The 21,770-nt window shown below is 44.7% G+C and carries 14 protein-coding genes; 11 read left to right on the top strand and 3 right to left on the bottom strand.

Going from position 1 to position 21,770, the window contains the following annotated elements; all coding sequences use genetic code 11:
* The first annotated feature begins 3 nt into the window (after nt 1–3).
* Nucleotides 4–1,971: an NAD-dependent DNA ligase LigA gene (gene ligA / locus V8Z93_RS09550; RefSeq protein ID WP_439431362.1), complete on the top strand. Its 1,968-nt coding sequence runs from the start codon at nt 4–6 to the stop codon at nt 1,969–1,971.
* Nucleotides 1,972–2,061: 90 nt separating this feature from the next.
* On the opposite strand, the gene V8Z93_RS09545 is transcribed toward ligA, so the two are convergent.
* Both V8Z93_RS09545 and V8Z93_RS09540 read right to left on the bottom strand, forming a co-directional pair.
* On the bottom strand, nt 2,062–3,351 hold the full coding sequence (locus V8Z93_RS09545; protein ID WP_439431361.1) for a serpin family protein: 1,290 nt from the start codon (nt 3,349–3,351) through the stop codon (nt 2,062–2,064).
* Nucleotides 3,352–3,425: 74 nt separating this feature from the next.
* Complete coding sequence (locus V8Z93_RS09540; protein ID WP_439431360.1) at nt 3,426–4,520, bottom strand: hypothetical protein; 1,095 nt, start codon at nt 4,518–4,520, stop codon at nt 3,426–3,428.
* Between the two features lie 170 nt (nt 4,521–4,690).
* Here V8Z93_RS09540 and V8Z93_RS09535 point away from each other — a divergent pair, with 170 nt between their 5' ends.
* The 10 genes from V8Z93_RS09535 to V8Z93_RS09490 all read left to right on the top strand — a co-directional run bounded on the left by V8Z93_RS09535 (nt 4,691) and on the right by V8Z93_RS09490 (nt 20,789).
* Nucleotides 4,691–5,881, top strand: a complete 1,191-nt coding sequence (locus V8Z93_RS09535) for an ATP-binding protein (protein WP_439431359.1) — start codon at nt 4,691–4,693, stop codon at nt 5,879–5,881.
* A 79-nt stretch (nt 5,882–5,960) separates the two neighbouring features.
* Nucleotides 5,961–9,539 carry a pyruvate:ferredoxin (flavodoxin) oxidoreductase gene (nifJ, locus tag V8Z93_RS09530; RefSeq protein ID WP_439431358.1) on the top strand — a complete coding sequence of 1,193 codons (3,579 nt, stop codon included), beginning with the start codon at nt 5,961–5,963 and terminating at the stop codon, nt 9,537–9,539.
* Nucleotides 9,540–9,740: 201 nt separating this feature from the next.
* Nucleotides 9,741–12,341, top strand: a complete 2,601-nt coding sequence (locus V8Z93_RS09525; RefSeq protein ID WP_439431357.1) for an SLBB domain-containing protein — start codon at nt 9,741–9,743, stop codon at nt 12,339–12,341.
* Between the two features lie 91 nt (nt 12,342–12,432).
* Nucleotides 12,433–14,205, top strand: a complete 1,773-nt coding sequence (locus tag V8Z93_RS09520) for an AAA family ATPase (protein WP_203038588.1) — start codon at nt 12,433–12,435, stop codon at nt 14,203–14,205.
* Between the two features lie 507 nt (nt 14,206–14,712).
* Nucleotides 14,713–15,351, top strand: coding sequence for a chain-length determining protein (locus tag V8Z93_RS09515; RefSeq protein ID WP_439431356.1), 639 nt, complete (start codon nt 14,713–14,715; stop codon nt 15,349–15,351).
* A 3-nt stretch (nt 15,352–15,354) separates the two neighbouring features.
* The gene (locus V8Z93_RS09510; protein ID WP_439431355.1) at nt 15,355–16,896 is read left to right on the top strand and encodes an oligosaccharide flippase family protein; all 1,542 of its coding nucleotides are present in this window, start codon (nt 15,355–15,357) and stop codon (nt 16,894–16,896) included.
* Nucleotides 16,897–16,902: 6 nt separating this feature from the next.
* On the top strand, nt 16,903–17,961 hold the full coding sequence (locus V8Z93_RS09505) for an EpsG family protein (protein ID WP_439431354.1): 1,059 nt from the start codon (nt 16,903–16,905) through the stop codon (nt 17,959–17,961).
* Nucleotides 17,962–18,001: 40 nt separating this feature from the next.
* Nucleotides 18,002–19,150: a glycosyltransferase WbsX family protein gene (locus tag V8Z93_RS09500; RefSeq protein WP_439431353.1), complete on the top strand. Its 1,149-nt coding sequence runs from the start codon at nt 18,002–18,004 to the stop codon at nt 19,148–19,150.
* 25 nt (nt 19,151–19,175) lie between these two features.
* On the top strand, nt 19,176–19,979 hold the full coding sequence (locus V8Z93_RS09495; RefSeq protein WP_203038463.1) for a hypothetical protein: 804 nt from the start codon (nt 19,176–19,178) through the stop codon (nt 19,977–19,979).
* Nucleotides 19,980–19,985: 6 nt separating this feature from the next.
* Nucleotides 19,986–20,789, top strand: a complete 804-nt coding sequence (locus V8Z93_RS09490) for a glycosyltransferase family 2 protein (RefSeq protein ID WP_299332535.1) — start codon at nt 19,986–19,988, stop codon at nt 20,787–20,789.
* 29 nt (nt 20,790–20,818) lie between these two features.
* On the opposite strand, the gene V8Z93_RS09485 is transcribed toward V8Z93_RS09490, so the two are convergent.
* Nucleotides 20,819–21,631, bottom strand: coding sequence for a glycoside hydrolase family 16 protein (locus V8Z93_RS09485; protein ID WP_439431352.1), 813 nt, complete (start codon nt 21,629–21,631; stop codon nt 20,819–20,821).
* Nucleotides 21,632–21,770: the final 139 nt, after the last annotated feature.

The raw sequence follows: 21,770 nt of genomic DNA, 5'->3' as shown, positions 1-21,770 counted from the left end.
TCTATGGAAGATAAAATGATATTGATGAGAAGCTTGGTTGAACAACTCAACCAGGCTTCTGACGTTTATTATAACGGCAAAGGGGAACTGATGACCGACTATGAGTGGGACGCCAAGTTCGACCAACTCAAGAAACTGGAGGAGGAAACCGGCGAAGTGCTGCCCGACTCTCCTACCAACAAGGTTTCAGAAGACACCATCGTGGGCAAGAAGGAAGAACACGAATTTGCCGCCCTATCACTTGCCAAGACCAAACTGGTGAGCGACCTGGTGAAATGGGCAGAAGACCGCCCTATCTGGATTTCCTGGAAACTGGATGGTCTTACCCTTGTGGTAACCTACGACAACGGAAAGCTCTCGAAGATAGTAACCCGTGGCAACGGACATATCGGAACCAACATCACCCATCTGGCTTCTGCCATCAGTGGCATTCCTAAAACCATCAAGGAGAAAGGCCATCTCGTGATTCGTGGCGAAGCCGTCATCTCGTATGCCGACTTCGAGCAGTTTATCATCGAGAGCGAAGGCGATTATGCCAATCCGAGAAACCTTGCTTCCGGTTCGCTTTCACTGAAGGACGCCGAGGAAGTAAAGCAGCGACATATCCAATGGATTCCCTTCACCCTGGTTTACACCGAGCAGGAAATCAATTCGTGGGGAGAACGCATGCAGATGCTGCAGGATTTAGGCTTCAAACCGGTGGAAAGAACCCGAATCGAACATCCTGACGAAGAAAGCATCCAGGCAGAAATCAATCGCTTTACCCAAAAGGTGACCGACAAGACCAACCCTTATCCTGTAGATGGACTCGTTATCTGCTACGATGATACAGCTTACGCAGCTACCGGTTCCGTAACAGGGCACCATGCCACAAGAGCCGGTTACGCCTTCAAATGGCAGGATGAACATGCAGACACAGAACTGGACCACATCGAATGGTCGTGCGCAGCCAACACCATCACTCCGGTGGCAGTATTCAAACCGGTAGAGCTGGAAGGAACCACCGTTCAGCGTGCCTCACTCTGCAACGTAAGCGAATGCGAACGGTTGGGCATCGGCGGCAAGGGAAGCAAACTGCAGGTAATCAAGGCAAACAAGATTATCCCGAAGGTAATCAATGTAACGGAACCGATGGGCATCTTCGAGATTCCAACCGAATGCCCTGTCTGCCATGCCGAGGCTACCGTCAAGGAAAGCGAGAGCGGAACAAAGACCCTGCATTGCAGCAATCCTCACTGTGCAGCCAAGCAGATTAAGAAGTTTGCCAGATTCGTGAGCAAGGAAGGCCTCAATATAGAAGGAATCTCAGAACAGACCATCTGGAGACTGGTAAACGAAGGACTGATCAGTGAATACGCTGACTTCTATCACCTCAATGACCATGCCTACGAAATTGCAACTTGGGATGGTTTTGGAAAGAAGAGCGTTACCAACATGCTGGAAAGCGTAAGAAAGAGTCGCCAGACAGATGGTCGCCATCTGCTCTATGCCCTCAACATTCCTCTCTGCGGAGGCGATGTGGCAAAAAAACTCATCGAGCGTTATCCGGTAAAAGAACTGATAGAGACTGCCCGCCTCTGCATGTTTGACGATGAGTTTGCCAGCATCGACGGCATCGGACCAGAAAAGAGCGCCAAGTTCATTGGCTGGTTCAAGGACGACACCAACTTCGCCCATGTACAGAAATTGATGAAAGAGCTGGAAATCGTAGAACAGGAACCGGTAGAGAAAGGAAGCGCCTGCGACGGCTTGACCTTCGTAGTAACCGGCGATGTACATCATTATAAGAACCGCAACGAACTGAAGGCTTACATAGAGAGCCAAGGCGGCAAGGTGACGGGAAGCGTGAGCAAGAGTACCAACTTCCTGATCAACAACGATGCAGCCTCTCAAAGTTCCAAGAATAAGAAAGCGCATGAGCTCAACATCCCTATCATTACAGAAGATGAGTTCGTCGAGAAATTCGGATAAAAAAATCGAAAGATTCGGATAAAAACAAGAAATCCCTTAGGCTTCATATCAAGTCTAAGGGATTTCTTTTTATATAGTTAATCCAGAGAATTAGTGTGTTCCGCAATATTGACCCATAAAGAGGATACCACCACTCTGTGTGTCCTGAATCATATAGACGAACGGATGGTCGGCATTAAACTCTACATTGCGTATCTCCATAGGAGCCATCGATGTGAGCATAACGGCAGCAGTTACGGCAGCCGCCTTGGTTCCACGCTCGCTTACTTCAATCTTAGCCTTCTGCAGCATCTTGCTTACAAAGAAAGGGCCATTGGCAAAATGAGTGAAGTTTGCCTCATTAGGATTGAACATGGAAGGGGCACCCAAGCCGCTGATGATATCATTGAGCGGCAACTCCTGCTCGATGGTAAACTTAGGCAGTTTCAGGTTCACCATGCATTCCTCCATGCTGTTTCCCAGATTCGTAATCTTCTCAGCATCCAATCCCTTCATCATGTCCTGGATGCTCTTGCCCTCGTTAGGAAGAAGCACCATCATGCGATAGGTACCGTTGCCGTAAGGAAGGTCGATGGCCTTGAAGGTATCATTCTCTGAATAGAAGAACTTCTTAACCTGATGCATCATCTGCACTTTCTGAATATCACGGGTGTAACCGCGGAAGTTGGCTTCCTTCGTATTGCGTGCATCAAACTTCGACTGCCATGTACCATTGAAGAAGATGGCATTCATCAGATAGGAAACAGCCTGAGGATCCACCTGGCTGATAATCTGCGGAATCATGCCATGGGTCTTCTCCTTGCACCAGCCATTGATGCGGTCGGTGGTTTTACCGGATGTAAAGTCAAGACTCTCGATGGCAGCCTGATAACTGTCGCCTACCTTCTTGCTGAATACACTGTTCACAGAGAAGCTCTTGTTGACAGCGATGAAATTAGCTATCTCCACTTTAGTCTGCTTGTCAAGTCTACCTGCAGTTTGGATAATAGCCTTGTAGGTTTCATTTAACTCATCCACGTTAACACCTTCGCAGCCAATGGCTTTCAATATCTCCTGCTGAGTAGTTCCATCAGCACCATTAGCCAACATACCCATCAGATAAGCCACACTCATAGGAGAAACCACCTGTGAAGAATGACCTGAGAGCTTGTCGAAAAGACGAAGGGCGAAAACATTATTCTTATGGATAATCTCTCGCTGGGAATCAGAAAGAACCAGATAACTGTTGTCCAAGTCCTCTTCATTCTTGCCCATATCGTTACTCTTGCTTGCATTAGAATCGCCATTTATCTTCTTGCTGCTGGCGCAGGAAGTCATTGCCATAGCTGCCGTCATCATGAGGGCAGCAGAAGCCATTTTGCTAAAATTACTCTTCTTCATAATCATTCATATTTGTTGATAATCTGTCTATGAAATGCAAGTTTCGACGATTTCTTGCATCAGATAGTCCAAATTTAAGACTCATTAACAGCCTGCTTGCCTAAAGACCCATCAACTGCCTGCTTGCCTGGCATCACACGCAGATGGTATCTGTTGCCGTCAAACTCCACGCGCATCAGACTCTGCGGATTGGCTATCTTGGCCAACTCAAGAGCTACATGCCCCATCGTTCTGCGAAGATTCAGTTCAATGCACGAAACCAGTTCCAGCTGTCCATCCTTTGAAGCTATCATCATATCCACACCAAAAGGACCGCTATAGATATCCTTCAACGCAGGTTCCATAATATCTATAATTCGCTGACGTGCAGAAGCAAGAGTCTCTTCACTCACGTATTGCTTCAAGATATCCAGCTTATCCTCTTCCGAGCAGAGCAGGTTGCCGGAATAAGCATTCTTGATGGTATCAAACAACGAGAGTCCCAGATAGTTCACCTTGCCGTCACGCATTTCGAACTCCATGCCGAAGTCTTTCACCTTATTATAATAAGGCTCCACGGTAACGCCACCCTGGTGCGCAATGATGTTTCGGGTCCAGCGTTCAAAGGCAGGATATTCGCCAGCTGTTCTGAATTCATCGGCAGCCACATACTTCACACCCCTGCCGCTGCTGCTCCAGGGAGCCTTGACCACAGCCTTGCCCTGCTGCAGCACCAACGCCTTCACCTTCTCATAGGAATCAGCATATACTACGCCCTGCTGCAGATGCTGGGCAGCCCACTGCCTGCTGCTTATCATGCGTACCTTATTTAATGTATCGTCGGTAGGCAACATGATGTCGGGCACGCCCATTCGCTCCAGCTCATGTTTCAGACTCAAGTTCCATCCCCAGGGATGAATGCTGTCAAGAAACTCCGTCTTAAGCGCATGTTCCAACTGAACCTTGGTTATAAACTCAACTTTTTCTGCAAGATGCTCCCCCAAATGGCGCACCTTGTCGAGTGCATTGTCGATGTCATCAACAAGCACCCAGTCACCCTGATCTGCCCACAAGGCAGGAATAAACGCCAGGTCGCTTCGCAACTGTCTTCCTGCATGAGGCGCAGTGAACTGCTGCAAATTTGCGGCCAAAGCCAAATCGTGTTCCGGATTGAAGATATGTAGTTTCATGCTGCAAAGTTACAAAATAAAGAGGGAAAAAAGGCAAAAGAGGGGCGTTTTTACGTAGAAAAGTGCTAAATAATGAAAAAAAAGTTAGTTTTTGCTATCTAGAGTTTGCAAATTTAAAATATATTATTACCTTTGCATCGTAAAAACAAAATTGAATCAATATTAAACGCATGGAAGAAGCATTCTTCAGAACACATACATATCTCGTAGAGCATACAGATGCCCCCGTGAGACGCACCTTGATGGATGAAATCGATTGGAATGACCGATTGATTGGAATCAAGGGCACACGAGGTGTCGGCAAGTCGACTTTCCTATTGCAGTATGCCAAGGAGCACTTTGGACCTCACGATCGAAAGTGCCTGTTTGTGAATATGAACAACTTCTATTTCCAGAGTAGAGGAATCGCCGACTTTGCCGGCGACTTCGTGAAACAAGGTGGCAGAACATTGCTCATCGACCAGGTGTTCAAGCAGCAGGACTGGAGCAAGGAGCTCCGCAAGTGCTACGACCTGTATCCGGAACTGAAAATCGTATTCACCGGTTCAAGCGTGATGCGACTGAAGGAAGAGAACCCTGAACTGAACGGCATCGTGAAAAGCTATAACCTGCGCGGCTTCTCGTTCCGCGAGTTCATCAACTTGCAGACGGGCAACAACTTCAAGGCATACGAACTTGACGACATCCTGCGCAATCATGAGCACATCATCAAGCAGATTCTGCCAAAGGTAAGTCCGATGAAATATTTCCAGGACTATCTGCACCATGGCTTCTATCCATTCTTCCTGGAACAGCGTAACTTTACAGAGAATCTACTAAAGACGATGAATATGATGACCGAGGTTGATATCCTCCTCATCAAGCAGATTGAACTGAAGTACCTGCCGAAGATCAAGTCACTCTTCTATCAGCTGGCAGTGGAAGGAGCCAAGGCGCCAAACGTGAGCCAGCTTGCAGACAGTATCAATACCAGTCGTGCCACGGTGATGAACTACATCAAGTATCTGGCAGATGCCCGACTCATCAACATGATTTATCCAGACGGACAGGATTTTCCAAAGAAGCCATCCAAGGTGATGATGCACAACCCGAACCTCATGTACGCCATCTATCCTATCCAGATAGATACACAGGAGGTGATGGAAACGTTCTTCGTCAACTCGCTCTGGAAAGACCACAAGGTGCACCAGGGAGGTAAGGATCACTTCTACACGGTAGACGGCAACAAGAAGTTCAGAATCTGCGACGCCCAAGCCACCAACAAGATTCGAAGCAATCCGGACACCATCTATGCCCGCTATAATACGGAGGTGGGAAAGGACAACAAGATTCCATTGTGGCTGTTGGGATTCCTGTACTAAAGAGTAGGATTCCTGTATTAATGAAACAAAGAAACGAGAATTTATACAAAACATATTTAATATTTTATCTAAAAGTAAAATGGCTAAAGAGAAAAAATTTATCACTTGTGATGGTAACACCGCTGCCGCACATGTAAGCTACATGTTTACAGAGGTTGCTGCTATCTACCCTATTACTCCATCATCACCAATGGCGGAGCATGTAGATGAATGGGCTGCCAAAGGTCGTAAGAACCTTTTCGGTCAGCGAGTTTCTATCCAGGAAATGGAATCTGAGGCTGGTGCTGCCGGTGCAGTTCACGGTTCTCTCCAGGCTGGTGCCTTGACTTCAACATACACTGCTTCTCAGGGTCTGTTGTTGATGATTCCTAATATGTACAAGATTGCTGGTGAGTTGCTCCCTTGCGTGTTCAACGTATCAGCTCGTACATTGGCTTCTCACTCACTTTGTATCTTCGGTGACCACCAGGACGTAATGGCTTGCCGCCAGACTGGCTTCGCTATGTTCTGCTCAGGTTCTGTTCAGGAGGTGATGGACCTCTCTGCAGTTCCTCACTTGGCAACATTGGAGACAAAGGTTCCTTTCATCAACTTCTTCGACGGTTTCCGTACTTCTCACGAGTACCACAAGATCGAGGAGATGGATATGGAAGACATCCGTCCATTGGTTAAGGAAGAGTTCATCGAGGACTTCCGTAACCGTGCTTTGACTCCTGAGCGTCCTGTTACTCGCGGTACCGCTGAGAACCCAGAGACATTCTTCACACACCGTGAGGCTTGCAACCCTTACTACGATGCAATCCCTGAGGTTGTAGAGAAGTACTGCCAGGAGATGACTAAGATTACTGGCCGTGAGTACCACCTCTTCAACTACTATGGTGCTGAGGATGCTGAGAACATCATCATCCTGATGGGTTCTGCTACAGAGCCAGCTCGTGAGGCTATCGACTACTTGAACAAGCAGGGCAAGAAGGTTGGTATGGTTGCAGTTCACCTCTACCGTCCATTCTCTGTTGACTTCCTGAAGAAGGTAATCCCAGCTACAGTTAAGCGTATCGCTGTTCTCGACCGTACTAAGGAGCCAGGTGCAGAGGGTGAGCCATTGTACCTCGACGTTAAGTCAGCTCTCTACGACGACGAGCGCAAGCCATTGATCGTTGGCGGTCGCTACGGTCTCGGTTCTTCTGATACAACTCCAGCTAAGATCGTTGCTGTATTCAAGAACCTCGAGTTGCCACAGCCAAAGAACCACTTCACTGTAGGTATCGTTGATGACGTTACATTCACTTCTCTCCCAGAAGAGGAGGAGATCCCAATGGGTGGTGACGATTTGTTCGAGGCTAAGTTCTACGGTTTGGGTGCTGACGGTACTGTTGGTGCTAACAAGAACTCAGTTCAGATCATCGGTAACAATACTAACAAGTATTGCCAGGCATACTTCTCTTACGACTCTAAGAAGTCTGGTGGTTTCACCTGCTCTCACTTGCGTTTCGGCGACAGCCCTATCCACAGTGCTTATCAGGTAAATACTCCTAACTTCGTAGCTTGCCACGTACAGGCTTACCTCCACATGTACGATGTAACTCGTGGTTTGCGTAAGAACGGTTTCTTCCTGTTGAACACTATCTTCGACGGCGAGGAGTTGGTTAACTTCATCCCTAACAAGGTAAAGCGTTACTTCGCTCAGAACAACATCACTGTTTACTATATCAACGCAACTAAGATTGCTCAGGAGATTGGTCTCGGTAACCGTACCAACACCATCCTCCAGTCTGCATTCTTCCGTATCACAGAGGTTATTCCTTTGGATCTCGCTGTAGAGCAGATGAAGGCATTCATCGTTAAGTCTTACTCTAAGAAGGGTCAGGACGTTGTTGACAAGAACTTCGGCGCTGTTGACCGCGGTGGTGAGTACAAGCAGTTGACAGTAGATCCAGCTTGGGCTAACCTCGCTGACGATGAGGCTAAGGAGGATAACGCTCCTGCATTCGTTAAGGAACTCGTTCGTCCTATCAACGGTCAGGCAGGTGACCTCTTGAAGGTTTCAGACTTCGTTAAGCACGACACAGTAGACGGTACATGGCAGAACGGTACTTCAGCATTCGAGAAGCGTGGTGTTGAGGCATTCGTACCAGTATGGAACGTTGAGAACTGTATCCAGTGTAACAAGTGTTCATTCGTTTGTCCTCACGCAGCTATCCGTCCATTCGTATTGACAGACGAGGAGCTCGCAGGCATCGAGGGTCTCGAGACTCAGGATGTGAAGGCACCTAAGGCTATGGCTGGCATGCACTTCCGCATCGAGACATCAGTACTCGACTGTCTGGGTTGTGGTAACTGTGCTGACGTCTGCCCAGGTAAGAAGGGTGAGAAGGCGTTGACAATGGTTCCATTCAACGTTGACGCAGAGGATATGGTCAAGGAGGCAGCTAACTGGGAGTACCTCGTACACAACGTTGCTTCTAAGCAGGATCTCGTAGACATCAAGCAGAGCCCTAAGAACTCTCAGTTCGCTCAGCCATTGTTCGAGTTCTCTGGTGCTTGCTCTGGTTGTGGTGAGACTCCATACGTTAAGTTGATTTCTCAGCTCTTCGGTGATCGTCAGATGATTGCTAACGCTACTGGTTGTTCTTCTATCTACTCAGCTTCTATCCCATCTACTCCATATACAAAGAACGCTAAGGGTCAGGGTCCTGCATTCGACAACTCATTGTTCGAGGACTTCTGCGAGTTCGGTCTCGGTATGGTAATGGGTAACAAGAAGATGAAGGAGCGCATCGCTCACTTGCTTGAGGAGGCTAAGGCTCAGGAGCATGTTCCTGCTGAGTTCGTAGCAGCTGCTGACAAGTGGATGGCTAACATGAACGATTCTGAGGGTTCTAAGGAGGCTGCTGCAGAGTTGAAGCCTCTCATCGCTGCCGGCGCTGAGAAGGGTTGCCCTATCTGCAAGGAGCTCAAGACTTTGGATCACTACCTCGTTAAGCGTTCACAGTGGATCATCGGTGGTGACGGTGCTTCTTATGATATCGGTTACGGTGGTCTCGACCACGTATTGGCTTCTGGTGAGGATGTTAACATCTTGGTACTCGATACTGAGGTTTACTCTAACACTGGTGGTCAGTCTTCTAAGTCTACTCCACTCGGTGCTATCGCACAGTTCGCTGCTCAGGGTAAGCGTATCCGTAAGAAGGATCTCGGTTTGATGCAGACTACATACGGTTACATCTACGTTGCTCAGGTAGCTATGGGTGCTGACAATGCTCAGACATTGAAGGCTATCCGCGAGGCTGAGGCTTATCCAGGTCCATCACTCATCATCGCTTACGCACCATGTATCAACCACGGTTTGAAGCGTAAGGGCGGTATGGGTCGTTCACAGCACGAGGAAGAGTTGGCTGTTGAGTGCGGTTACTGGCACTTGTGGCGTTACAACCCACTGTTGGCTGATGAGGGTAAGAACCCATTCACACTCGACTCTAAGGCTCCTAACTGGGAGAACTTCCGCGACTTCTTGCTCGGTGAGGTTCGTTACCTCTCTGTACAGAAGGCATTCCCTAAGGAGGCTGATGAGCTCTTCTCTCAGGCAGAGAAGATGGCTAAGCTCCGTTACCAGACTTACGTTCGTAAGAGCCAGGAGGACTGGAGCGAGCAGATCTAATCTGAATACTTTTAGATTATAAATAAATTGGGCCTTGGTTGCATCTCCGGATGCGGCCAAGGCTTTTTTTCTCCCTTTTTTCCTTATTTTCTACTAAAACACTATTTTATCCGCATTTTTTTTAGTATCTTTGCAACAAAATTCGTACAAACGAGTTATATATATATTAAAAGGAATAAAAATAAGAACATAACATATCAGATGAAAAAGCAATTCATTCTCGTATTACTATTGGCATTGACAGCCGGTCCCGTCATGGCTCAGTCATCAAGCATGAGCGATGACCAGGTGATGAGTTTCGTGGTCAAGGAGCACGAACGCGGTACTAGCAATCCACAGATTGTGACCAAACTGATGCAGAAAGGCGTCGACATCTCGCAGATTAGTCGAGTTCGAGACAAGTACGAACGGCAGATGAAACAGGGTGGCGTAACCGGAGCTTCTACCGAAGTAGCCGGCAAGGATGCCTCTCGCCTGCGCACCAACAATGGCAAGACTCGTAAAGATTACGGCAGTGGAATCAGTCAGGAATCTCAGAACTATAGCAACTATCGTGTATCGGCAGAGAAAGACGCTAATTATCGTCATACCTACGATAACAACGATGAGGAATACATGGATTTCCAGAATGAGCTGAGCGGTATTATTCCTGATTCTACCCTGATGCTGAAGCAGCTGCTTGCCGAGCGCGAGCAGAACCGCAAGAAAGTGTTCGGTAGAGACATCTTCAACAACAAGGAGTTGAGCTTCGAGCCAAACATGAACATCGCTACTCCTCAGAACTATCGCCTGGGTCCTGGAGATGCAGTCATCATCGATATCTATGGCGCTTCACAAAAGACTATCCAGAGCACAGTTTCTCCTGATGGCGAGGTAACCATCGAAGGCTATGGACCGGTGAACGTAAGCGGTCTCACCGTAGCCCAGGCTAATGCCCGACTCCGCAACACCTTGGGAAGCCGTTATCGCTCCAGCAGAGTGAAGCTCACAGTGGGTCAGACCAAAACCATCATGGTCAACGTGATGGGTGAAGTGAAGGCACCGGGCACCTATACCCTATCAGCCTTCGCCACTGTATTCCATGCTCTCTACATGGCAGGTGGAACCAACGACCTCGGAACCCTGCGTAACATCAAGGTATATCGCAACAACCGACTTGTCACTGTAGTTGATATCTACGACTACATCCTCAACGGTAAGTTGACAGGCAACGTTCGCCTCAGCGACAACGATGTTATCGTAGTAGGTCCTTACGATTGCCTCGTCACCGTGACGGGTAAGGTAAAGCGCCCTATGATTTACGAGATGAAGAAGAACGAGAGTGTCAACTCCATCCTCAAATATTCCGGTGGTTTCACGGGTGATGCCTATAAGAAGTCGGTTCGAGTAAACCGCAAGACAGGCAGGGAATATGCTGTATATAATGTAGGAGAGTTCGACTTCTCCAGCTTCCGTGTAGATGATGGCGACTCTATCAGCGTAGATTCCATTCTTCCACGCTATGCCAACACCGTAGAGGTGAAGGGAGCCGTGTTCCGTCCAGGTATGTACAACCTTGGCGAACAGGTAAACAGTGTACGCACCCTTGTTGAGCATGCCGAGGGAATGACAGAAGATGCATTCACCAACCGTGCCGTGATGCACCGCATGAAGAAGGACCGCACCCTGGAAGTGATTGCCGTAGACATCGCAGGCATCATGGATGGCAAGGTACCTGACATCCCATTGAAGGAAAACGATGTGCTCTTCATCTCTACCCGTCAGGACAAGATTCAGGAGCGCACCATCACCATTCGTGGCGAGGTGCAGTATCCAGGTACCTATCAGTATGCAGACAACGAGACCATCGAAGACTTCGTTCTGCAGGCTGGCGGATTGACTGACAAGGCATCAATGGTGAATGTAAGCGTAAGCCGACGAGTAGCCGATAACAAGGCATTGCAGCCAGATAGCGTCATCGCCCAAACCTTCACTCTTTCATTGAAAGATGGATTCGTAGTAGATGGAACCCCAGGTTTCGTACTGATGCCATTCGATGAGGTGATGATTCGCAAGAGCCCTGGCTATGCCGAGCAGAAGAATGTGAAGGTTGAAGGAGAGGTAATGTTTAGTGGTTCATATACCCTTACCCGCCGCAATGCCCGTCTCAGCGACCTCTTTGCAAAATCTGGCGGTGCTACAGAGCAGGCATACATCAAGGGTGCCCGACTCATCAGAAAAGCCAATGAAACAGAAAAGGAGCGCATGAGAGCCGTTCTTAAGATGCAGCGTGAACAGCAGCAGAAGAACCTTCTCCAGTTGGCTGCCAGCAGCAATGGCAGCAACTTGCAGGATGTAGCAAAGGGAGCACAGAGCACAGAGCTCGAGAAGTTCAACGTTCCAGATGAGTACCCTATCGGTATCGACTTGGCAGAAGCCTTGAAGAACCCAGGCAGTGATGCCGACATGATTCTGCGTGAAGGCGACCGTCTGGTTGTTCCTCAGTACAATGGAACCGTGAAGATCAATGGTGCCGTGATGTATGCTAACACTGTGGCTTATGAAAAAGGCAGAAGCGTAAAGTCATACATCGATGAGGCTGGTGGATTTGCCAGCGATGCCCAGAAGAGCAAGGCTTACATCATCTATATGAACGGCAAGGTAGCCAAGGTAGGTCATGGAGCCAAAGTACAGCCTGGTTGTGAGATTGTTATCCCATCTAAGCTGAAGCGTAAGATGAGCGTAGCAGAGACCATGAGCCTCGGTACCAGCATGAGTAGCATCGCTGCCATGATTGCAACGATAGCCAACTTGAGTAAATAACAGAAAATATCATTTAGTCATGGCAGAGCCTAGTTTTCAAGGCTTCTGCCATGGCATAAGATATAACATTTATAAACTTAAAAATGAGCGTATGTTAGAAAATAAAGGAATCAAAAGACCACCTATAGGTATGTCTGATTTCAGAATGGTACGTAATAACAACAAGTATTACGTAGATAAAACCATGTACATACCTCAGTTGGAAAAAATATCAAATTTTCTGTTTCTCATCCGCCCACGTAGATTCGGCAAGAGCATCTTTCTATCGATGATTGCCGACTATTATGACTGTGAGAATAAGGAACTGGATCAAGAGTTTGAAGGAACATGGATTAGTGAACATCCACAACCCTTAAAAGGTCAGTTTCAGATTTTGCAATATGACTTTTCCCAGGTACTTGGACAGACGAATCATCTGGAAGACGATTTCAACACCTATTGTTGCGGACAACTAGATATGTTTATCCAAAAATACGGGAAATATTATAGTGCAGAAACCGTAAAATGGGCATTAGAAGCAAAGACATCAAAGGACAAGATTAATCTCCTGTCTGCTGAGGCTAAAGAACGTGGATATCATCTCTACCTGATTATTGACGAATATGACAATTTCACCAATACGGTTCTTAATGAACAAGGAGAAGATGTATATCATAACATGACTCATAGCAGTGGATTTTATCGCAGCGCATTCAAGATTTTCAAGCCAAACTTTGAGCGTATCCTGTTTATGGGAGTCAGCCCGATTACACTTAACGATCTGACTAGTGGATTTAACATCGCAACCAATATCAGTTTGCATCCAGCCTTTAACATGATGTTAGGGTTCAGCGAAGAGGACGTCCGGGAAATGATAGCCTATTATCAGTCTGTTGGGCTGATTCAACCAGGCAAAGACGATAAAGGGAACACCATTGACGGCAAAGCAAGAGTAGATGAAATCATTGCAGATATGAAGCCATGGTATGATAATTACTGCTTTGCTGAGGACAGATTTGATGTAGATTCAAGGATGTTCAACAGCAATATGGTTCTCTACTATCTCAACTATTTCATCACAGCAGGCAAAGCTCCTAAGGAGATGGCAGACCCAAGCTGTCGTACCGACTATGCCAAGCTGAAAAACCTAGTTAGGCTAGACAGATTGGATGGAGACCGAAAGAGTGTACTTATCGACATAGCTCAGAAGGGATATGTCAATGCCACGATTCAAGAATCCTTTCCAGCAGAAGAGACAATAAATCCAGACAATTTTATCAGTCTGTTGTATTATTATGGAATGCTGACCATTGGCGGAACAGACCTAGATGGTATCCATCTGGTTATTCCGAACAATACCATCAGGAAGTTATACTACGATTTTCTCTTGGAGCAATACCAGAGTGAGCATTGGATTGATCTTACCAAACTAGGGGCAATGTTTCGTAATGCAGCATCTGCAGGAGAATGGGAACCCTTATTCAAATATTTGGCAGAACAATACTACAATGACAGTGGCATTAGAGACGGCATACAAGGAGAGCGCAATATACAAGGCTATTTCAATGCCTATCTTCACATCAGCAAGCTCTTTATTGTGCATCCTGAAGTAGAGGTATCTCACGGTTATTGTGACTTCTTTCTTCTAGCAGATACGAAGAAGTATCCAACGTTACAACACAGTTATATCCTGGAGTTGAAATATCTCAAGAAAGGTGCCACAGATGCAGAAGTGACAAAAGTCATTGAGCAAGCCCAACAGCAACTGCTTCATTACACCAGTGATGAGACCGTAATCCGCCAGGCATCCGGCACTCAACTCCATGGTATCTACATGGTGTTCGTGGGAGGAAAGATAAAAGATATGGGGGCTGTTGTAGAATAATCCATCCACAAAGTTAGAAACATCCAATAATATTTGGTAGATTAAGAAAAAAGAAGTACTTTTGCAAGACGTTTAAGAATAAAAAAGAATAAAATGGAAAATAAGGACGAAAATATCAAACAGATAGATGTTGTGGCAATTGTGAAAGCAATGTGGCAACATAGAAAACTATACTTCATAACATTGCCGGTAGTTATTGTAATCTCTTGTCTGCTCATTTTATGCGTACCAAGATATTACAACAGCACCGCAAAGCTTGCACCAGAATTATCTAGTTTTAATTCTAGCTCTTTAGGCGATCTTGCGTCATCTTTTGGATTTGATATCGGAGGTTCTTCTTCTAATGGAGATGCCATCTTCCCAGAATTGTATCCAGACTTGATTGATTCAAATGATTTCCTTACAAGTTTGTTTGACGTTAAGGTCAAGTCACTTGACGGAACAATCAATACCACATATTATGATTATCTTGCCACCAAGCAGCAATCACCATGGTGGTCAAAAACGATGAATACAGTAAAATCCTGGTTTGCAAATAAGGATACAACAGCCCATGCCAACAATCTGGTAAATCCTTTCAGATTGACCAAGAAACAGGATGAGATTGCCCGCAGCATAGCCAGCAAAGTATCTTGCTCAGTTGACAAGAAGAACTATGTGATTTCAATTTCAGTAGAAGATCAGGATCCACTGATTTGTGCTACTTTGACAGATACAGTACAATCACGCTTACAACAGTTCATCACAGAATATAGAACCCGCAAAGCCCGCAAGGACTTAGAGTATTATCAGAAACTCTGCGCTGATGCAAAAAGCAAATACGAGAAGGTGAGACAGACCTACGGAAGCTATGCGGATGCCAACAATGATGTGATTCTGGAATCCTATAAGCTCAAGGAAAATGATTTGGAAAACGAGATGCAGTTGCTCTACAACAACTATACAGCATTGCAGGGACAGGTGCAGCAAGCCCGTGCCAAGCTTACACTCCAGACTCCAGCGTTTACCACACTCCAGAGTGCTTCTGTACCTCTGAAGCCAGCAGGTCCTAAAAGAATGCTGTTTGTCTTGGGAATGTGCATCATGACATTCATGGTTATAACCATTTATTCTATCAGAAAGATTATCTTTGGTGAAAAGAAATAAATCATGTCAGAAAAAAACAAAGACATACAAAACCGTTCTAAGCGAATAGCGTCCAATACATTGGTGCTATTCGCTAGAATGCTTATTATCACCTTCGTCAATCTCTATACGGTACGTTGGGTATTGGCAGGACTTGGCACAGAAGACTACGGCATCTTCAATGCCGTGGCAGGCGTGGTGACAGCAAGCACATGCATTAGCAGTGTACTTGCCCTATCCACCCAACGCTTTTATTCATTCGCAATGGGTAAAGGAGAATCAGACAGATTAAAGGAGATTTTCTCCGTGAGCCTCAACATAGTCGTGCTGATAGCTCTTTTTCTGTTAGTCCTATTTGAGATTGTTGGTCCCTGGTTGATATCTACACAACTCACCATTCCTGTGGAACGTATGGAAGCGGCACAATGGATTCTTCAGTTTTCTCTGTTCTCTTTCATATTCACCCTCCTGCAGATACCATTCATCGGAGCGGTCTTTGCCAATGAGAATATGGGCTATTATGCCCTGATATCTACCATTGACTGTATCGTAAAACTCCTCATTGCCTATAGCATCGGTATGACAGGTGGTGATAATCTGGTGTATTATGGAGCAGCATTAATGCTCGAAGCATTCATGGTTATGTTGCTTTATGTTATCATTGCCAGGAGAAAGTATCCGGAATGCAAATATACCATTGTAAAGAAGAAGATCCTATACAAGGAGCTTTTCTCTTTCTCCGGCTGGTCATTCTATGGAGCTTTGGCAGGAGTAGGCATGACGCAAGGAAGCACCATTATTCTGAATGTGTTCTTCGGACCAATCATTAATGCAGCCTTTGGAATCGCCAATCAGATATACAATGCCATCAACACGCTCACAAATAGTGTGGTCATTGCTTTCCGACCTGCGATGATCAAAGCATACTCGTCGAACGAGAATGGATATCTAGAGCAGCTTTTTTTTGCTAGCAGCAAGGCAATACTCTATTTGCTGTCTATGGTTCTCATCCCATTCATCTTCGAAGCAGAGACGTTGCTCACACTTTGGTTAGGAGAATGTACACCTACCATGGTCTTGTTTGCCCGTCTCTATGCAATATATACAATATGCATGGCGTTACACAATCCGATTACCACCATCATACAGGCTACAGGCAACATCCGCAAATATAGCATGTATGTTGAAAGCATGACGATACTTTGCCTGCCTGTCAGTTGGGGCTTATTCAAGTTAGGTATGCCATCTTACTATGTGTTCATTACAATGATTGGACTTTGCGTTTTGGCACATATCATCAGATTACTGATGCTACAGAAAAGTATCTCTGATTTAACCATCAGCAAATATCTGATGAGACTGGTAATACCGGGCATTCTGATTATTTCGACAACTACGCTGATAGTGTATTGCGTTGAAGGATTGCATACCAACAGGATTCTTCTGCTCCTCTTATCGTTTGCCGTTTCTGCAGTAAGCATATCCATCCTATTATATGCAGTGGGCATTTCAAAAAAAGAGCGAAGTCTCATCAAAGAGTTAGTAAATAGAAAATTAAAAAAATAAAGCAATATGGGTTACATCTTATTGGCAATATTTCTAATCATTGCTATACTTTGTTACTTTGAAGACTATATCAGGAAGTATCAGAAGCCTTTATTCTTCCTGATAGGTCTTGTGCTGATTTTTGTGGCAGGATTTCGAGAAATTGGTTTGGACCCTGACTCGGAAAATTACGAATATACATTCCAGAATTATTTTAAGAATGGTACCGACGAGATGATCGAGCCATCCTTTCTACTCATATCTTATATTTTAGGACTCTTTACCGACAATGTACACATTCTGTTCTTGCTGTATGCTTTGTTCGGAGTGTCACTAAAGATGTTTGCCTTCAGAAAGATGAGCGAATTCTATTTTGTTCCACTGTTGTGCTACATCAGTTTCTATTATGTAATGCACGAGCTTACTCAGATAAGAGCAGGAGTGGTATCAGGAATCTTCCTTTGCGCACTCCCTCTCATAGCAGAGAACAAAAAGAAAATTGCCTTCCTGCTATTGCTTGGAGGATCGTTGATACATTATTCTTCATTAATGCTCCTTCCCGCCTTGTTTCTCAACAACAAGCCATTCAACAAGAAGACAACCATTCTGTTTCTTTGCGCCATTCCGCTGGGATATATAGTATATTATGCCGGAGGTAGTATTCTGATGAATCCATCACTTCCACTCATCGGCAACAAAATAGCTATCTACCAGGCTGCTGTGGAAAAAGGAAAAATGACGGTAGACATCAATATATTCGATCCACTGCATCTCATGTCGATTTTGCTGTTTTATTACCTGTTTCTCTTTAAGAATACGCTGACAAAACTATGCAGTAATTTCCCGATATTGCTCAAGACATCTGCAATAGGATTATCCCTGTATTCAGCGTTTGCCTTTTTGCCGGTATTGGCTTTGCGAACCAGCCAGCTGTATTGCATCGTGAATATCCTACTCTACACATATATATTATACACTTTCAAACAGAAGTGGATAGGCATCAGTCTTGTGGTAATCATCTCCCTTCTCATGCTCTACGTGAGCATTCCACATTACGGATTAGGAATGATGATCATACTTAATTAAATAAAATAATAAAATAGAATATTAATAAAAGAACATATAAATGGAAGCAAGAGTTATAGCATATTATTTGCCACAGTTTCATCCAATCCCTGAAAACGACAATGTGTGGGGACCAGGTTTTACGGAATGGACCAACGTAGCCAAAGCCCGTCCTGTATTTCATGGACACTACCAGCCAAGAATACCAGCTGATTTGGGCTTCTATGACCTTCGTCTGCCTGAGACCCGAGAACAACAGGCTCAGTTGGCACGTGAAGCTGGTGTAGAAGGATTCTGCTACTGGCATTACTGGATGGGTAACGGCAAACGCCTGTTACAGCGCCCATTCGATGAGGTTCTCAATTCCGGCAAACCAGATTTTCCATTCTGCCTTGCATGGGCAAACCATGACTGGAAAACAAATACATGGAAGAATAAAGGTGGCAACCAGATGATCTGTGAGCAATTGTATCCCGGCGATGAAGACTACATTGCCCATTTCAACTATGTACTCAAGGCATTCAAAGACCATCGTTACATCACGGTAGATGGCAAGCCACTGTTCCTGATTTTCGATCCATATCACTTCAAGGATGTGCGCCACTTCATAGAACTCTGGAGAAAAATGGCAAAGGAGAATGGGTTGAAAGGCATCTTCTTTGTTGCCATGTGTGCATCTACCACAACTGTCAAGAGAAACGAGGACGGCACCATCAGTCGTGTGATGCCAAACCTCGAAAGCAGTGCCGACATCTACAACTCATTCCTGGAATTAGGTTTCGATGGTATCAATCCGATGGGTAAAGGTAGAGCAGAGATGATGTACCAAGGTAAGTATTGGCGTATTGCAAGAAAAGCCATGCAGAAGGCATTCCCTTTCATGCCGGCACTGAAGTACGATTATCCAAAGGTGATGAAGCATTTCTTTTCACCAGAAGACAATTGGGACAACGTGTTCCCTACCCTTTTCCCACAGTGGGACCGTACTCCAAGAGCCGGTAAGCATGAAGGCATCTACGTGAATGCAACTCCTGAAAACTTCGAGCATCATATAGAAGATGCACTGCAGCTCATCAAGAACAAGCCTGAGCAGAGAAAGATACTTTTCCTCCGCTCATGGAATGAATGGGGAGAAGGCAACTATGTGGAGCCAGATACCAAATATGGTCATGGTTTCTTAGACGCCATCAGAAAGACTATTAAGAAATAAAAGTATAACAACATCGATAACGAACATGGAAGTTAAAATCATACCAACAGGAGGACTTTGTAATCGCTTACGTGCCATTGCCACAGGAGTGGCTGTGGCAAAGAGCTACCATTGCCCTTCTGTCATTTACTGGAATAACAGCCTGGGCTTAAAAGCAGATTATTGCGAACTTTTCAAACCGATTCCACAAGAAGATGTGAAACTGATAGAGAACAAGCAATGGCTATACAACATCAATGGCAACAAGGACTATCTGATAAGATGGCCCCTGCTGCAAACAATGTTTGAGAAAACCGTGTTCAACTTCAGTATCTACCGAGATGGCGAGATATACAGCAAATTGAAAATGAGCTATTCACGCTCGCTCCTCCTCATCTCGTGTTATCCTATGTGTACGAAATATACCATCCAGGGGATGTTCATCCCACAGAATGATATCCAGCGCAGAATAGACGAGGTTGTGGCTAGCTTTTCTGAGCGAACCATCGGTGTACATATCCGCAGAACAGATAATGTGGTTTCCATTCAATCCTCTCCATTAGAGAACTTTACCAACATGATGGATGCGGAAATCAAGAAGAATGCCAATACAAAGTTCTATGTAGCCAGCGATGATGATGAAGTAAAGGAAAGTCTGAAATCAAAGTATCCGAACCGCATCATTACCCTGATGGATGATACAGACCGCAATTCCTTGGAAGGAATGAAATTTGCAGTGGTAGATTTGTTTTGTCTCAGCAAGACAAGAAAAATCATAGGCAGTGTTGCTTCATCCTACTCACAAATAGCAGCAGAGATTGGTGGAATAGAAATTGAATACGCAAAATAAAATACAATGAATCCAGATATCAGCGTTATCATCCCAACATACACTCCCAAAGAATACCTTTGGGAGTGTCTTGATTGTTTGGAACAACAGACACTAAATAAAGACAGTTATGAAGTGCTGATAGTTCTCAATGGCACAAAAGAGCCTTATTTTTCTCTAATAAAAGAAAGAATAAAGGATTATTCATACTCTATAGAATTATTATACTCTAACGTTAATGGGGTGTCACGGGCAAGAAACATCGGAATAGAAAAGGCCCAAGGAAAATATGTCAGTTTCATTGACGATGATGACTTCATAAGCCCATGCTATCTGCAAGCCTTATTAAAGGATGTCACTCCAGAAGGGATAACGGAAGCAAATGTTATCGCATTTAATGATTCCTCCAAGGCTGAAACATATCATTATCTGTCTACAGCTTACAAGTCATACAAACCTGAGGAAAGACATCATATTGTAAAGAATCGAAGCTTTCTTTCAAGTTCATGCTGCAAGTTGATTCCACGTAGCATCATTGGGGCTCATCGCTTCAAGGAGGACATCACCCATGGAGAAGATTCTTTTTTCATGTTTCAACTCTCCTGCAAGATTAAAACAGTAAACATAGCAGCATCAGATGCGATATATTATGTAAGAGTTAGAAATACCTCGGCATCAAGAAATGCGAAAATGAGAAGAAAGAAAAAGAAAATGGAACTGCGTCTTCTCGCCTTATACACAAAAACATACATCTCGCATCCATTGGCATATAATGGTATTTTATATCTGACAAGAATTGCAGCTACACTCAAGAAAATACTTACAGAATAGATATAAGGGAACGCCTATGAAGCGTTCCCTTACTCTTTCTGATATACTCTAACCCAATCAAAATACGTTTCATAAATATCATCCGTATCAGGGGCATGCCAATTCCCGTAACCCAGACTTTGGTTAAGGATAAGATAGAAAGGTCTGTCAAACGACCATTGTCCTTCTGCAAGTTTTTCTTTATCAGAACTTTTGGGATAACATCCTGTCTGAACTCCATCAATAAATGTTGCGATGGCAGTAGGTGTCCATTCTATCGCATAAACATGCCACTTGGTACAATCAATATCCTTATGAAGGAAAGCCGTTTGCTGATCCTTCTTATTCATCATCGTACTTCGGTGTGAAAGAATCGTTTGACGGGCAATCCCTTCGTTTCCGAAATATTCAATGATATCAATTTCTCCATATTGATAAGGATTTCCATCAATCTGAGGACGCATCCATGCTGCAGGAAAATTTCCTCGCTTGCCATTGGTTTTCATGCGAACTTCAACACGCCCATACTTTACATAGAACTTATTCTTCGTATTGATAGCACCAGTGAACATAGTGGCAGTATCACTGAGACTTGGGTTAGGAATCGCCCTGCAAATCAATTTGCCGTTTTTTATCCGGATAACTTCTGAAGAATTACTATTCCATTTTGCCCACATATTTGCCGCACGAGGTGCACGGCTCCATATTGTAGTATCCAGCTTACCATCCTTGGAATTGAACTCGTCATGAAATACGAGTTTATATTTTGGCATTTTTTTTCTTGCCAAGACATTTGGAGTATCAGAACATAAAAAAACTGATAGAGCCAACATAAAAGAAAGATAAAATTTTCTACTATACATATTTTTTGTGCAAAAGTACGACTTTTCTTTAAAACAACAAAATGAATTTTCCTTTTTCTCCTCTAAATAAACAATAAAAGATATAAAGAATCGTTTCTTTATTATAAATATGATATATATCTAAATTCAAAAAATAAAA

Source organism: Segatella copri, from assembly GCF_051861805.1.
GTDB lineage: Bacteria > Bacteroidota > Bacteroidia > Bacteroidales > Bacteroidaceae > Prevotella > Prevotella copri_M.
This window is presented reverse-complemented; position numbering and strand designations above follow the sequence as displayed.